The organism is Pedococcus sp. P2_D9, from assembly GCF_056404275.1.
Map to the genome: position 1 here is coordinate 328,161 of NZ_JBFUEI010000001.1, position 13,184 is coordinate 341,344.

General features: G+C 70.6%; 16 protein-coding genes. 7 read left to right on the forward strand and 9 right to left on the reverse strand.

The window, feature by feature from the left end; genetic code table 11:
* Positions 1–16: 16 nt before the first annotated feature.
* On the reverse strand, positions 17–784 hold the full coding sequence (locus AC1DXJ_RS01530; protein ID WP_477612873.1) for a hypothetical protein: 768 nt from the start codon (positions 782–784) through the stop codon (positions 17–19).
* 32 nt (positions 785–816) lie between these two features.
* On the opposite strand from AC1DXJ_RS01530, the gene AC1DXJ_RS01535 reads away from it, so the two are divergent.
* The 6 genes from AC1DXJ_RS01535 (at position 817) to AC1DXJ_RS01560 (ending at position 5,750) form a co-directional block, all read left to right on the forward strand.
* Positions 817–1,635 (forward strand): ABC transporter ATP-binding protein, encoded by an 819-nt coding sequence (locus AC1DXJ_RS01535; RefSeq protein ID WP_477612874.1) that lies wholly within the window; start codon positions 817–819, stop codon positions 1,633–1,635.
* 31 nt (positions 1,636–1,666) lie between these two features.
* Positions 1,667–2,134 (forward strand): NfeD family protein, encoded by a 468-nt coding sequence (locus tag AC1DXJ_RS01540; RefSeq protein WP_477636211.1) that lies wholly within the window; start codon positions 1,667–1,669, stop codon positions 2,132–2,134.
* Positions 2,135–2,145: 11 nt separating this feature from the next.
* The gene (locus tag AC1DXJ_RS01545; protein WP_477636305.1) at positions 2,146–3,318 is read left to right on the forward strand and encodes an SPFH domain-containing protein; all 1,173 of its coding nucleotides are present in this window, start codon (positions 2,146–2,148) and stop codon (positions 3,316–3,318) included.
* 92 nt (positions 3,319–3,410) lie between these two features.
* Complete coding sequence (locus AC1DXJ_RS01550) at positions 3,411–4,184, forward strand: sulfite exporter TauE/SafE family protein (RefSeq protein ID WP_477632132.1); 774 nt, start codon at positions 3,411–3,413, stop codon at positions 4,182–4,184.
* Positions 4,184–4,903 (forward strand): TSUP family transporter, encoded by a 720-nt coding sequence (locus AC1DXJ_RS01555; protein WP_477636212.1) that lies wholly within the window; start codon positions 4,184–4,186, stop codon positions 4,901–4,903. The genes AC1DXJ_RS01550 and AC1DXJ_RS01555 overlap by 1 nt, the downstream gene beginning before the upstream one ends.
* 19 nt (positions 4,904–4,922) lie before the next feature.
* Positions 4,923–5,750: a TrmH family RNA methyltransferase gene (locus AC1DXJ_RS01560; RefSeq protein ID WP_477612878.1), complete on the forward strand. Its 828-nt coding sequence runs from the start codon at positions 4,923–4,925 to the stop codon at positions 5,748–5,750.
* Here AC1DXJ_RS01560 and AC1DXJ_RS01565 read toward each other — a convergent pair.
* From AC1DXJ_RS01565 to ald, 6 genes are all read right to left on the reverse strand, one after another.
* Positions 5,732–6,112 (reverse strand): DUF3037 domain-containing protein, encoded by a 381-nt coding sequence (locus AC1DXJ_RS01565; RefSeq protein ID WP_477632134.1) that lies wholly within the window; start codon positions 6,110–6,112, stop codon positions 5,732–5,734. The two genes, AC1DXJ_RS01560 and AC1DXJ_RS01565, sit on opposite strands and share 19 nt — an antisense overlap.
* On the reverse strand, positions 6,109–6,876 hold the full coding sequence (locus AC1DXJ_RS01570) for a HipA family kinase (RefSeq protein WP_477636213.1): 768 nt from the start codon (positions 6,874–6,876) through the stop codon (positions 6,109–6,111). Before AC1DXJ_RS01570 ends, AC1DXJ_RS01565 begins: the two co-directional genes overlap by 4 nt.
* 45 nt (positions 6,877–6,921) lie before the next feature.
* Positions 6,922–7,110 carry a hypothetical protein gene (locus AC1DXJ_RS01575; protein ID WP_477612881.1) on the reverse strand — a complete coding sequence of 63 codons (189 nt, stop codon included), beginning with the start codon at positions 7,108–7,110 and terminating at the stop codon, positions 6,922–6,924.
* A gap of 137 nt (positions 7,111–7,247) precedes the next feature.
* Positions 7,248–7,718, reverse strand: a complete 471-nt coding sequence (locus AC1DXJ_RS01580; RefSeq protein WP_477636214.1) for an SMI1/KNR4 family protein — start codon at positions 7,716–7,718, stop codon at positions 7,248–7,250.
* Between the two features lie 46 nt (positions 7,719–7,764).
* Positions 7,765–9,300: an ATP-dependent DNA ligase gene (locus tag AC1DXJ_RS01585; protein ID WP_477636215.1), complete on the reverse strand. Its 1,536-nt coding sequence runs from the start codon at positions 9,298–9,300 to the stop codon at positions 7,765–7,767.
* Between the two features lie 39 nt (positions 9,301–9,339).
* Positions 9,340–10,458, reverse strand: a complete 1,119-nt coding sequence (gene ald, locus AC1DXJ_RS01590; protein WP_477612888.1) for an alanine dehydrogenase — start codon at positions 10,456–10,458, stop codon at positions 9,340–9,342.
* Between the two features lie 213 nt (positions 10,459–10,671).
* Between ald and AC1DXJ_RS01595 the strand changes: the two genes are divergently transcribed.
* Positions 10,672–11,634, forward strand: a complete 963-nt coding sequence (locus tag AC1DXJ_RS01595) for an anti-sigma factor RsbA family regulatory protein (RefSeq protein WP_477636216.1) — start codon at positions 10,672–10,674, stop codon at positions 11,632–11,634.
* A gap of 57 nt (positions 11,635–11,691) precedes the next feature.
* Here the strand turns inward: AC1DXJ_RS01595 and AC1DXJ_RS01600 are convergent, their stop codons facing one another.
* Positions 11,692–11,874: a hypothetical protein gene (locus AC1DXJ_RS01600; RefSeq protein ID WP_477612890.1), complete on the reverse strand. Its 183-nt coding sequence runs from the start codon at positions 11,872–11,874 to the stop codon at positions 11,692–11,694.
* Between the two features lie 133 nt (positions 11,875–12,007).
* The gene (locus AC1DXJ_RS01605) at positions 12,008–13,111 is read right to left on the reverse strand and encodes a beta propeller repeat protein (RefSeq protein ID WP_477632140.1); all 1,104 of its coding nucleotides are present in this window, start codon (positions 13,109–13,111) and stop codon (positions 12,008–12,010) included.
* Positions 13,112–13,184 lie beyond the last annotated feature (73 nt).

Below are 13,184 nucleotides of genomic sequence, written 5' to 3' on the forward strand. Positions count from 1 at the left end.
GGACCCCTCCCAGTGGTCAGGCCGGTCGCCATCCGGCCAGCACCGCACACGCGGCGTTGGTCGCGTCGGCGAGGGCCCGCTCGGAGGCCCGTTGCAGGCGCAGCAGGACGCGGTGCCTCGACGACGCCTCGGCCGCGGTCAGGGCCCCGTCGCCAGCGCGGAGCGCGACGTCGACGACCGAGTCGATGGTGCCGGCGAGGGCGATGACACGCGCGGCCCGGCCCGGCAGGGCGGGTGGCAGGCCCCAGCGACCACCGAGGGCCGCGTCGGCCAGCGTGCGGGCCGCACCCGCCCCGAACGGCTGGCCGCCGATCGCGTCGATCGCCTCGGTTGCCGCGCGGATCTCCTCACGCAGGTGGCGCTCGAGCTGCGAGGCCTCGAGCGCCTCCACCCGGTGACGCGGCACCGGATCTGCGTCGTATGCCGTCCAATCCACCCGGGTGCCTACGTCCAGACCTCCTTCGGGGCCGCCGCCATAGGTCGAGATCGTGGGCACGAGAAGCCCTCCCAGGCCGGGAACGAAGACGCACTCGCCGCCGGCGGCGGCCGCGCCCTGCGCCTCGACGGAGGCACCCGGCATACCCACGAGGTCGCCGGGGGCCGGCAGGGCGACGAGGAGGGCCCGCTCACCGAGGTCGTGCCACAGGTCCAGGCGGTCGAGGTCACCGGCGACGTGGTCGATGTCGGGAAGGGCCTGGGCGATCGAGCGCTCCAGCGGGGTGCCCGTGGCCCACGCGTGTGTCGTCCACAGCGAAAGGCGCACGCACGCAGGGAGTTCGGGCATCCCGCCAGCCTAAGCCGATAGGGTCCCGTCCCATGAGTGACGTCCTTGAGTTCGCAGGAGTGAGCGTCGTCCGGGGTCAGGCGACCCTGCTCGACGACGTCTCCTGGGAGGTCGAGGAAGGGCAGCGCTGGGTCATCCTCGGCCCCAACGGAGCGGGCAAGACGACCCTGCTCCAGCTGGCCGCAGCGCGGATGCACCCGACCCGCGGCGTGGCCGGTGTGCTGGGCGAGGTGCTCGGGGCGGTCGACGTGTTCGAGCTGCGACCCCGCATCGGGCTGGCCTCGGCGGCCCTGGCCGAGCGGATCCCGTTCGACGAGATCGTGCACAACGTCGTGGTGACCGCGTCCTACGGCGTCGTCGGCCGGTGGCGGGAGAGCTACGAGACGTTCGACCACGCTCGGGCGTCCGAGCTGCTGGTCGCCCTGGGGGCCGACCACCTGGCCGACCGCACCTACGGCACGTTGTCAGAGGGGGAGCGCAAGCGGGTGCAGATCGCGCGCGCCCTGATGACCGACCCCGAGCTGATGCTGCTCGACGAACCTGCCGCCGGGCTCGACCTCGGTGGCCGCGAGGACCTCGTCCGGCGACTGGGTGTCCTCGCCGGCGACCTGGAGGCGCCGGCCCTGATCCTGGTCACCCACCACGTCGAGGAGATCCCGCCCAACTTCACCGACCTGCTCCTGCTGCGCGAGGGACGGATCGTCGCGCAGGGTCCGGTCGAGATCACCCTCACCGAGGCCAACCTCTCGGCCACCTTCGGCATGCCCCTGGAGCTGGAGCGTCGAGGCGACCGGTGGACGGCGCGACTGCGTGTTGACGAAGGAACGTCCGAGCCTCGCCCGTCGTCCTAGAGTTACCTGACCACTGAGAGGGAGGGGTGTCATGGACTGGTTCGCGGAGAACCCGTGGCTCGCGTGGCTGGGGGTGGCGCTGATCCTGGCGGCCATCGAGGCCGCCACGGTCGATTTCGTGTTCCTCATGCTGGCCGGTGGTGCACTGGCTGGAGCGGCGACATCGGCGATCGGGGTCGCCTTCCCGGGCCAGGTGATCGTCGCCGTCGTCGTCGCAGGACTGCTCCTGCTGCTGGTGCGCCCGATCATCACCCGGAAGTTCATGGTCGCCGAGGCCAGCCACGGAATCGGCGCGCCCGGTCTCGTCGGCCGCAGCGGGAGGGTGCTGCAGGCCGTCACCGCGACCGACGGTCGCGTCAAGGTGGGCGGGGAGACCTGGTCCGCACGCACGCCGCAAGGCGGCGACACATGCCAGCCCGGCCAAGAGGTCCGGGTTGTATCCATCGAGGGGGCCACCGTGATCGTCACCGGCATCACGGCGGGTCAGAAAACGGAGTAGACGTGGACGGCATTGGAGCAGGCTTCATCGTCCTGCTGATCCTGGTTGCCTTTGCGCTGATCGTGCTCTTCCGCACGGTGCGCATCGTCCCCCAGCAGACTGCCCTGATCATCGAGCGGCTCGGCCGCTACGCCCGCACACTCGAAGGCGGCATCCACTTCCTGGTGCCGTTCGTCGACAAGGTGCGCGCGAACGTCGACCTGCGCGAGCAGGTCGTGTCGTTCCCGCCCCAGCCGGTGATCACCTCGGACAACCTGGTCGTCAACATCGACACGGTCATCTACTACTCGGTCATCGACGCGAAGTCGGCCGTGTACGAGATCGCCAACTTCATCCAGGGCATCGAGCAGCTCACCGTCACCACCTTGCGCAACGTCATCGGCTCGCTCGACCTGGAGCAGACGCTGACCAGCCGTGACCAGATCAACGCCCAGCTGCGTGGTGTCCTCGACGAGGCGACGGGCAAGTGGGGCATCCGCGTCAACCGCGTCGAGCTCAAGGCCATCGACCCGCCGCACTCCGTGCAGGAGTCGATGGAGAAGCAGATGAAGGCAGAGCGTGAGCGCCGCGCCCAGATCCTGTACGCCGAGGGCACCAAGCAGTCCGCGATCCTCACGGCCGAAGGTGAGAAGCAGAGCCAGATCCTGCGGGCCGAGGGCTCGGCCCAGGCCCGCATCCTCGAGGCCCAGGGCCAGGCCCGCGCCATCCAGCAGGTCTTCGACGCGATCCACCGTGGCAAGCCCACGCAGAAGCTGCTGGCCTACCAGTACCTCCAGGTGCTCCCGCAGATCGCTCGTGGCGACGCCAACAAGATGTGGATCATCCCCAGCGAGCTGACGGACGCCCTGCGCGGCATCGGTGGGGCCCTGGGTGCCACGGACAAGCCCAGCGGCCCGGACGGTGACGGTGACGAGGAGTGGGTCGACCCCGGCCAGCTCGCCGACGCCTTCGACGAGACCGTTCTGGAGGACCCCATGCAGGCCCTTGCGGAGGCCCGCGGGCTCGCGGGGAAGGCCAGCCAGGAGGCCACCGAGCACGCGGCGCCGGTGAAGCGGGTCCAGCCCCCGATGAAGCCGCCGGCTGACACCGTGCCCGACTTCGAGCCGCCGGCCCCACCGGCTTCGCTGCCCGTGGAGCCGCCGCCGGCAGACGCGGACGAGGCGCCCAAGCCGCCGCCCGCCTGACCCCACCTCACAACACGGTATGCCGCCCACGCACCCGCGCGGGCGGCATACCTCTGTCCTGGACGGGCGACACCCGTCGCTAGGGTGACGTGGTGTCCGTCTTCGAAGCCCTCGGGATCTTCCTCGCAGGCCTGGCGGCGGGGACCATCAACACCGTGGTCGGGTCGGGCACCCTCATCACGTTCCCCACCCTGCTTTTCTTCGGCTACCCGCCAGTGGTGGCCAACGTGTCCAACACCGTCGGCCTGGTGGCCGGGGGAGTCACGGCAGTCCATGGCTACCGGGCCGAGCTCGAGGGCGCCGGGCGCACCCTCCTGCGGCTTGCACCCGCTTCCCTGCTCGGCGGCGTCATCGGTGCGGTGCTGCTCCTGGTGCTGCCCGCGGAGGCGTTCCAGGCGATCGTGCCGGTCCTGATCGGCCTGGGGCTGCTGCTCGTAGTGGTCGGTCCCCGGCTGCAGGCTCGGGCCGTCGAGCGCCACGAGGCGGGGATCGCGCCGGCGTCGTGGCACGGCGCGGCCCTCACCGGGGGAGTCCTGGTCGCCGGCATCTACGGCGGCTACTTCGGTGCCGCCCAGGGCGTCATCCTGATGGGACTGATGAGCGCCCTGTCCAGCGAGCCCATCCAGCGGCTCAACGGGTTCAAGAACGTCCTCGCCACCATCGTCAACGCCGTGGCCGCCATCACCTTCATGGTGGTGGCGTGGGGCCGGATCGACTGGCTGGTGGCGCTGTTCATCGGGCTGGGCGCGTTCGCGGGCGGCTTCGTCGGCGCGAAGGTGGGCCGCCGGCTGCCCCCACTTGCGCTGCGCGCCGTCATCATCGTCGTGGGACTCGTCGGGATCATCAAGATCGTCTGGTTCAGCTGATGGAGTGGACTCCGGTCCTGCTGCTCGGTCTGGCCCTCTTCGCGGGAGCGTTCGTGCAGTCCTCGATCGGCTTCGGCATGGCCGTGGTCGCGGCCCCGTTCCTCGTGCTGTTCGCACCCGAGCTCATGCCGGGAGCCCTCCTGGTGACCAGCTTCTCGCTGCCGGTGGTCCAGCTCGTCCACGGGCCTCGCGACATCGCCTGGCGCCCACTGTCATGGGCCCTCGTGGCGCGGCTGCTGGTCATGCCGTTGGGCGTCGCAGCGGTGGCACTGCTGTCGGTGCGGGCGATCTCCGTCGTCACCGGTGTGCTCATCCTGCTCACGGTCGCCGCGTCGGTCTCGGCTCTCGAGGTGCGAACCACTCCGGTGAACGCGGCCGTGGCCGGCGCCATCGCAGGGTTCTCCGGCACTGCGGCCTCGATCGGCGGCCCGTTCCTGGCGCTCGTGCTGCAGCACGAACGCCCCACCCGCCTGCGCGCCACGCTGTCGGTCTTCTTCCTGGCTGGAGCCGCCATGGCGGTCGCCGGGCTGAGCTTTGCAGGGGAGTTCACCCGTGAACAGCTGGTGGCCGGCCTCGCCTGGATCCCGTTCATGGCGTTGGGGTATGCCGCGGCGGCTCCGGCCCGCGCCCGCCTCGACCGCGACCGGTTGCGCCGGGCGGTGCTCGCCTTCTGCGTCCTGGCCAGCGTGAGCGTCATCGTGCGCGCCCTCCTGTCCTGAGTGATCTAGCCTGCTCGCCGTGCCCATCACGATCACCAGCAGCGACGACGACCGCCTGACCGACTACGTCTCGCTCACCGACGTCGCGCTGCGGCGCAGGACCGAGCCCGAGCGCGGGCTCTACATCGCCGAGTCGGAGAAGGTCATCCGGCGGGCCCTGCAGGCCGGGCACCGACCGCGCAGCTACCTCATGGCCCAACGGTGGCTGACCGACCTGGCTGACCTGGTCGAGCAGGCCGAGGCCGGCGGCGTACCGGTCTTCGTCGGCGAGCACGACGTCATCGAACGGCTCACGGGGTTCCACCTGCACCGTGGGGCGCTTGCCTCGATGCAACGGCCCGAGCTGCCGAGCGTGGCGGACCTCGTCGCCGGCGCCCGACGGGTGCTGGTCCTCGAGGACATCGTCGACCACACCAACGTGGGCGCCGTCTTCCGCTCGGCCGCGGCCCTCGGGGTCGACGCGGTCCTCGTCACTCCCCGATGCGCAGATCCGTTGTACCGCCGGTCGATTCGAGTCTCGATGGGCACCGTCTTCCAGGTGCCGTGGACGCGCATCGACCCCTGGCCCGGCGGCATCGCCGACCTCCAGGCCGCTGGGTTCACCGTGGCCACCCTGGCCCTGGCCGACGACGCGGTGAGCCTCGACGAGCTGGCCGCCAACCCGCCAGAACGACTGGCACTCGTGCTCGGCACCGAGGGAGACGGGCTGTCCCACCACACCCTCGACGCGGCCGACCTGACGGTGACCATCCCCATGGCCGGGGGTGTGGACTCCCTCAACGTGGCCGCTGCGGGCGCGGTGGCCGCGTGGGCCCTACGCCCCACGGGTCAGTCGACGAGGCGCTGAAGGAGGTCGCGCAGCTCGCTGGCCGGGTCCGCCGTGAGGCCTCCGTGCACCGGCCCGGGCTGGACCACCGTGCTCCGGGGCGCTGTGAGCCAGCCGAACCTGCGCCCGAGCCCACCCAGGGTGGGCAGCCCACCACCGGTGACGCCGCGGCATACCTGGCAGATGGTCTCCAGCGCCTGGTCGACGTCGTCGACGTCGACCTGGGGTGCGAAGGCGTGCAGCCTGACCGGGTCGACCCGGTAGGCCGCTTCGAGGAAGTCGGCGCCCTGGCTGTAGAGGACGAGCCCGACGTTGAGGAACTCCTCGCGCTCCACGCGGGGCACGCAGCGAAGCACGACGTACTGGTAGCCGTGGACCGTCATGACAGGTCCCCTGGAAGCCAGGCCGTTGGGTTCGCGACGCGGGCCAGGAGGTGCTCGACGTAGGCCGCTCGGACGGCTCCGGGCGTGTCGAGACCGGGTGCCTGCTCCAGCCAGCCGTCGGGCACCGCGTCGACGACGCCGGCAAGGACCTCGGAGGTGATGGTGGGGGACCACCGCTCGTGGGCGGCGCCGGTGCTGGATGCGACATCGCGAAGGACGTGGGTGCTGGCATCGAAGGACTGGTCGGCGAACCTCTGTGGGTCGGCGCCCCGACTCGGCCAGCCGTGATGGAAGTACAGCGCCGCACCGTGGTCGATCAGCCACGGGTTGCGGTGCCAGACAAGGAGGTTGGGGTTGCTCCAGGTGCGGTCGACGTTGGCGGTGAAGGCGTCGAGCCACAGGATGTCGGCGGCCGTGTCGGGTGCGGGTGGCCGTGAGCCGTCGTACCCGAACGAGCCGGGCAGGAAGTCGATGCCGAGGTTGTGGCCGAGGCTGGCCGTGAGCAGGTCCTGGACCTCCTCGTCCGCTTCATACTTGGCAATCGGTGCCTGGAGGTCGACGACCACCATGCGGGGCACGTTGAGGTCGAGGACGCGCGCCAGCTCGCCGACGATGACCTCGGCGACGAGGACCTTGACGCCCTGCCCCGCTCCGCGGAACTTCACGACGTAGGTGCCGAAGTCGTCGGCCTCGACGATGCCCGGCAGTGAGCCACCCTCCTTGAGGGGAGTGACGTAGCGCGTGGCGGTGATCTGGTCGAGCACGACGCCCAGCCTAGGGTGCTGCGCGCCGTGCCCGAGTCAGGTTGCTCAGGGGGCCAGGCAGGTGGCGTGGTTCAGCGCCGCGATCACGGCCTCGCGCCAGCTCAGCCCCGAGGTGGCCGTCCGGCAGGAGGCGCCACCGCAGTCGCACTGCCAGCGCCACGTGCCGGTCCCTGCCCGGTGCACGTGCGGGTGGTGGTGGGCCGTGTCCGCCCGGGTGTGGTGTCGCGTCTGCATGGTCCTGCCCCCCTCGGCCGCGCCGCCCCTTGGCACGTCCTGACTCCCAAGAGGCCCGCCCTGGACCGGTGATACGTCGGCAACGGCGTGTCGCGTGACCCGGTCCGGTGACCGGTCACGTCTGGCGGGGACCGCAGTTACCGAAACTCGCCCTCCGGTACGAGACCTTCGACGAACGAGGCGAAGTCGGCTGCGAGCAGCGTGATCCGGTAGTCGACCTCCTGGTCGACGTGCACGACTGTGGGCTCGCCCGAGCCGCGATAGTCGAGGGCAATCATGTCGTGCCCGGCCGAGGGACAATCTGCGAAGTAGACGCCTATGTCGGGATAGCCCCACTCCAGGACCCAGAAGCGGCTGCCGAGCTCCCCGCCAAGGCTGAAGGGCGCGGTCCGGCCGATCGCAGCGATGTTCGTGATGCCGACGTGATCCCTTGCCCACGTCGTCGGCGAGCCGGTCCGATGGGCATCCCGCGCGAGGCGACCGCCATTGTGCTTGCTCGCAAGACGCACGTACGCCTCGGGAAGTGTGACGCCGAGTTCGGCCTCCAACGACTGGATGAGGCTCGCTTCCGGTGCGGGCTCGAACGCGGCCGCGTCGTCGCGGAACAACCGTGCACTTCCCCCCATGCGAGCAACCTATCCGTCAGCGTGCACGTCAGGTGAGGTGGTTGCGCACCGCGTCGATCGTGTYGGCCTCCTCGGCCGTCTTGTCGTCGCGGTACCGCAGCACCCGCGCGAACCGCAGCGCCATCCCCCCTGGATAGCGCGACGAGGTCTGGATGCCGTCGAAGGCGATCTCGACGACCTGTTCGGGACGGACGGGCACGACGTAGCCCTCGGTGCCGTCGGTGGCCAGCTCGGTGAACCGCTCCGTCTGCCAGGCCAGCATCTCGTCGGTCATGCCCTTGAACGTCTTGCCCAACATCACGAATCCGCCCGTATCTGGGTCGCGGGCACCGAGGTGGATGTTGGACAGCCACCCACGGCGTCGGCCGCTGCCCCACTCGACCGCGAGCACCACGAGGTCGAGCGTGTGCCGGGGCTTGACCTTCACCCAGCCCGCACCACGGCGGCCGGCGGCATAGGGCGCTGACGGGGCCTTGACCACGACGCCCTCGTGCCCATCGCCCACCAGGCGCCCGAAGAAGTCCCCTGCCTCTGTGGACGTGGCCGCGGTGATCCGTGGCACCAGGGAGGGGCCGGGAACCAGCTCGGCGAGCCGGGCGAACCGCACCGAGGCCGGCAGCTCGAGCAGGTCCTCGCCGTCGACATGGAGCAGGTCGAAGAAGTACGGGGTGACCGGCACCCGGGCCCTCAGCTCGGGTACACCGGTGCTGCTCATCGTGCGGGACGCTGTTTCCTGGAACGGGCGGGGTCGCCCTGCGGCGTCGAGCGCGATGGCCTCGCCGTCGATGACGACGGTCTCGACGTCCAGTGCGAGGACTGCCTCGACCACCTCAGGTAGTCGATCGGTGATGTCGTCGAGCGAGCGCGTGAACAGGCGCACCTCGTCGCCGTTGCGGTGTGCCTGGAGCCGGATGCCGTCGAGCTTGCCGTCGACCACGACCCCCTCGGTGGTGTCACCCACCTGTTCCCACGCGGCGTCGATGTCCGGGGCCGACGCCGCGAGCATCGGTCGCAGCGGTCGACCGACCTCGAGGTGGATCGCTGCCAGCGCGTCGGCGCCCCCGGTCAGGGCCGCAGCGGCAACCGGCCCGGCATGCCCTGCCAGCATCACCGCGCGCCTCACGTCGGCCTCCGGCAGCGCGGAGGCCGACGCGATCGCCGCCAGCATCACGCCGTCGAGAGCGCCCTGCCTCACCTGCCCGGTCACCAGCGCTCGGAGGTAGTCCTGCTCGGGTGCGGTCAGCCGGGCGAACAGGGCCCCCACCGCGGCTGCCCTGGTGGCCCCCGACCCCGAGCCCGAGATGGCGCCGATCGTGGTGAGGGCGGCGTCGACCTCCGCCACCGTGATGGTGGCCGACGGCGCCGGCTCGGGGAGGGCGGACAGCCCGCGCCAGCTCACCCCCACGCGTCGCTGCGGCAGCACCCCCGAGAGGTATGCCGCGACCGTCGTCGCGTCGTGTGGGCCGGCCGCACGCAGCGCGTCGGCCACGGCTGCCGTCTTGGCCAGCCGGGACCGAGTCTCGGTGGCAGCACGCGAGGCGGCGACGACGTCAGCGAGGAGCACGGACCCACGCTAGCCTCGCCCGCCGACACCGGAGGGGGATCAGCCGGCCAGCACGGTCTTCAGGTCGACGGACTCGAAGCCGTGGGCCTCGGCAACGGGTGCGTACGTCACTGCTCCGTCGTGCGTGTTGAGCCCCAGGGCGAGGGGCCCGTTGGCCCTCAGCGCGTCGCGCCATCCCTGGTTGGCGAGCTGCACGGCATACGGGAGGGTGACGTTGGTGAGGGCATAGGTGCTCGTGTGGGGCACCGCGCCCGGCATGTTCGCCACGCAGTAGAAGACCGAGTTGTGCACCTCGTAGGTGGGGTCGGCGTGGGTGGTCGGCCGCGAGTCCTCGAAGCAACCGCCCTGGTCGATCGAGATGTCGACGAGCACCGAGCCCGGCTTCATCCGGGAGACCTGCTCGTTGGTGACCAGCTTGGGTGCCTTGGCACCGGGGACCAGCACCGCGCCGATGACCAGGTCCGCGTCGATGATGGCCCGCTCCACCTCGTAGGCGTTGGAGGCGACGGTCTGGCAGTGTCCCTGGTAGATGGCGTCCGCGTGCCTCAGCTTGGCGATGTCGCGGTCGAGCAGCAGCACCTCGGCCTGCATGCCCAGGGCGATCGCGGCGGCGTTCATGCCGGAGACCCCGGCCCCGATGACAACCACCTTTGCGGCATACACCCCGCTGACCCCGCCCATGAGGACGCCACGACCGCCCTGAGCCCGCATCAGGGTCTGAGCGCCGACCTGGGGAGCCAGCCTGCCGGCGACCTCGGACATCGGGGCGAGCAGCGGCAGCGAACGGTCCGGAAGCTCCACTGTCTCGTAGGCGATACCGGTGACCTTGCGCTTGACGAGCTCTTCAGTGAGGGGCTGGTCGGCGGCGAGGTGCAGGTAGGTGAAGAGGGTCTGGCCCTCGCGCATCCGGTGGTACTCCGGCTCGATCGGCTCCTTGACCTTGAGGATCAGGTCACCGGTGCCCCAGACGTCGTCCGCGGTGCCGAGGATCGTCGCACCCGCGGCGATGTAGTCCTCGTCGAGGATGGAGGAACCGACCCCCGCCTCCTTCTCGACGAAGACCTCGTGGCCGTTGACGACGAGCTCGTGCACACCCGATGGGGTGATGGCCACGCGGTACTCGTTGTTCTTGACCTCGCGCGGAATGCCGATCTTCATCTGGTCCTCCTGGTTGGTCCCTCACGCAGTGGTCCATCGCGTGTGACGGCGACGTCAGGCCGCCACGGCCCACCTTCCCAGATGGTCCATGGCGATGACACGTTTTCGCTGTTCAGCAGGTTTTCCGGACTTGCACCGTCGGCGTGCGTGGAGGCGTACCCTTTGCGTGAGTCCGGGTGCTGCGTCCCGGTCGGCCGCGCGCACGGAGCACTCATGGGCATGACACCTTCCTCCCTCGCCGTGGGGGAAGCGCGCGCCAGCAACGGCTACGTCCATGACGTGATGTTCTGGTCGCGTCCGGATGCGTTCGTCCACGACACCGTCGACTTCGTGCGCAGGGGACTGCTGGCTGGCGAACGCGTCCTCGTGGCGCTCCCCGCACCTCGCCTGCAGGCGGTCCGGGCGGCCCTCGGCGACGAGGCCAGGCACGTGGACTTCGCCGCCATGGAACACCTCGGCGCCAACCCTGCACGGATCATCGCGGCGTGGGTCCAGTTCGTGACCGAGTCGGGGGACCGACCCTCGCGTGGGGTTGGTGAACCCCTCTGGGCGGGGCGGTCGAGTGTCGAGGTCAGCGAGTGCCAGCTGCACGAGGCCCTGCTCAACGACGCCATCCCGGCGTCGGCGCCGTTGTGGTTGCGCTGCCCCTACGAGGTCGGGGCGCTGCCTGATGAGGTCGTCGACGTCGCCCTGCACTCGCACCCGTGGGTGGCGCAGCCGAATGGCACGCCGACGGCGAACGAGTCCTACGCGGGAGGCGAGCAGGGTGCGTTGGCCTTTGCGACGCCGCTCCCGGATCCGCCGGTCACGAGCATCGTCCGGACCATCACGCACGAGACCCTGCGGTCCGTCCGCGACCTGGCCCTCCACGTGGCTCGCGTCTGCGGAGTCCCGCAGGAACGAGCCGAGGACCTCGGGCTCGCGCTCCACGAGCTGGGTGTCAACTCGGTCGTGCACGGCAACGGCGGCACCCTGCGACTGTGGCGCACGCCGGAGGCCTTGGTGTGCGAGGTCACCGACCGCGGTGTCGTGGCGGACCCCCTGACCGGGCGACTCGCCCCGAGCACCGAGGAGCCGGACGGCCGCGGGCTGTGGATGGTCAACCAGCTCTGCGACCTCGTGCAGCTGCGGTCGTGCGACACCGGGACGACCGTGCGGGTGCACACCTGGCTCTAGCCCGTCAGCCCTCCTCGCGTGGGGACGCGTGTGGGGGAGTCGCGTGTCGGGGCCCCGTCAGGGGGCGACGGTGGACGAGTGGAGCAACGCGGCGATGAGGGCCGAACGCCAGGCCAGCGGGGCCTGTGCCGGCGTCCGGCACGATGCGCCACCGCACTCGCAGACCCAGATCCAGCCCCGCGCTCCGCGCAGGACGCGCGGGTGGTGGCTGGTGCTGCGGTGGATGGTGTGCGTGCTCACGTCTTCGACGGTAGAAGCCCGTCAGGTATGCCGTGCACGGACGCGCCGCGGATCGGCCGAGTTCACCCCATGGAAGGGCCGAACGGACGAGGCGGGGGTCAACCTCTCGGAACCCGCGGTGCTGAGCGCGAGGTCAGCTTGCCGGAGTGACCGTCAGGTTGTTGACCTTCACGATGGTGGAGTCGCTCATACCCAGGTAGACGCTGCCGTTGACCACGGCCACGGACTGGGCGCCGGTGGGTGCCGTGCTGAGCGCGGTCCACGAGCTGCCGTCGAGGCTGCGGTACAGGCCGGCGGAGGTCAGGGCGTAGATGTAGCCGTCACCCGGGACGGCCAGGTCGGAGAGTCCCCCGATCGCGGCGGTCACCGCGCTCACCCCGTTGAACGTGGTGACGCCGTAGGACGAGCCTCCCGCGCAGACGATCTTGTTCTTGAAGACCTCGACCCGGTTGGCAGCCACGGTCCCGCACGGCCGGTCGACGGACCCGGGGGAGACGGTCGACCAGGTGACCCCGTTGAAGGCGCGCAGGGGCGCACCTCCCGTGACACCGGTGGCCTGGAGGTACATCGTGCCGTTGATCGCGGCCGCCCAGTAGTAGCGCTCGTACCCGTTCTCGACGGCCGAGGTGTCCTTGGCGACCAGCTGCCAGGTCTGGCCCCCGTCAGTCGACCGGTAGGCACCCGCCCCGCCGCCCGCCACCGCGGGGTCGTACTGCCCGACCGAACCGACCATCCACAGGTCGTTCCCGGTCAGGGTGGCGACGTCGTAGACGTGAACTGCGGGGGCCTTCATCTCGTTGGTCCACGCACCGGTGGCGTTGGTCGCGTACCCAACGTTGGAGGTCCACGGAACGCGCGGGTCCGTCATCGGCGCGTAGAGCTTGCCACTGACCTTGCGGTAGACGCTGATCTCCTCGCTCGGCACCTCGAGCTGGCTCCCCGAGAACGCCTTGGTCGCGGGGTCGAACGTGTGCACCTGCTGTGGTCCGGTGTTCGCGTCGTAGTCGCCGTAGGCGACGTAGAGCCTCCCGCCGTCGAGGCCGAGGTCGCGGATGAGGTGACCCGCGGCGGTGGGTTGTGCCGCAGCGAACGGGTCGGTGCCCACCACGGTCGTCGTGTGCGACGGAACCGGTGTCGGCTTGACCGGCTTGGCCGCCTGGGCGGGACTTGCGGCGACGATCGCCGCCGCTGCGACGACGGTGGCGAGGACGGCAGGTGCTGCGTTGCGGAGATGCATGCGAACTCCCACGATGGGTGCCGTTGGTCCACTGCCACGGCAGGTCGCCGGACACAGCAGGGCCCGACCCGGT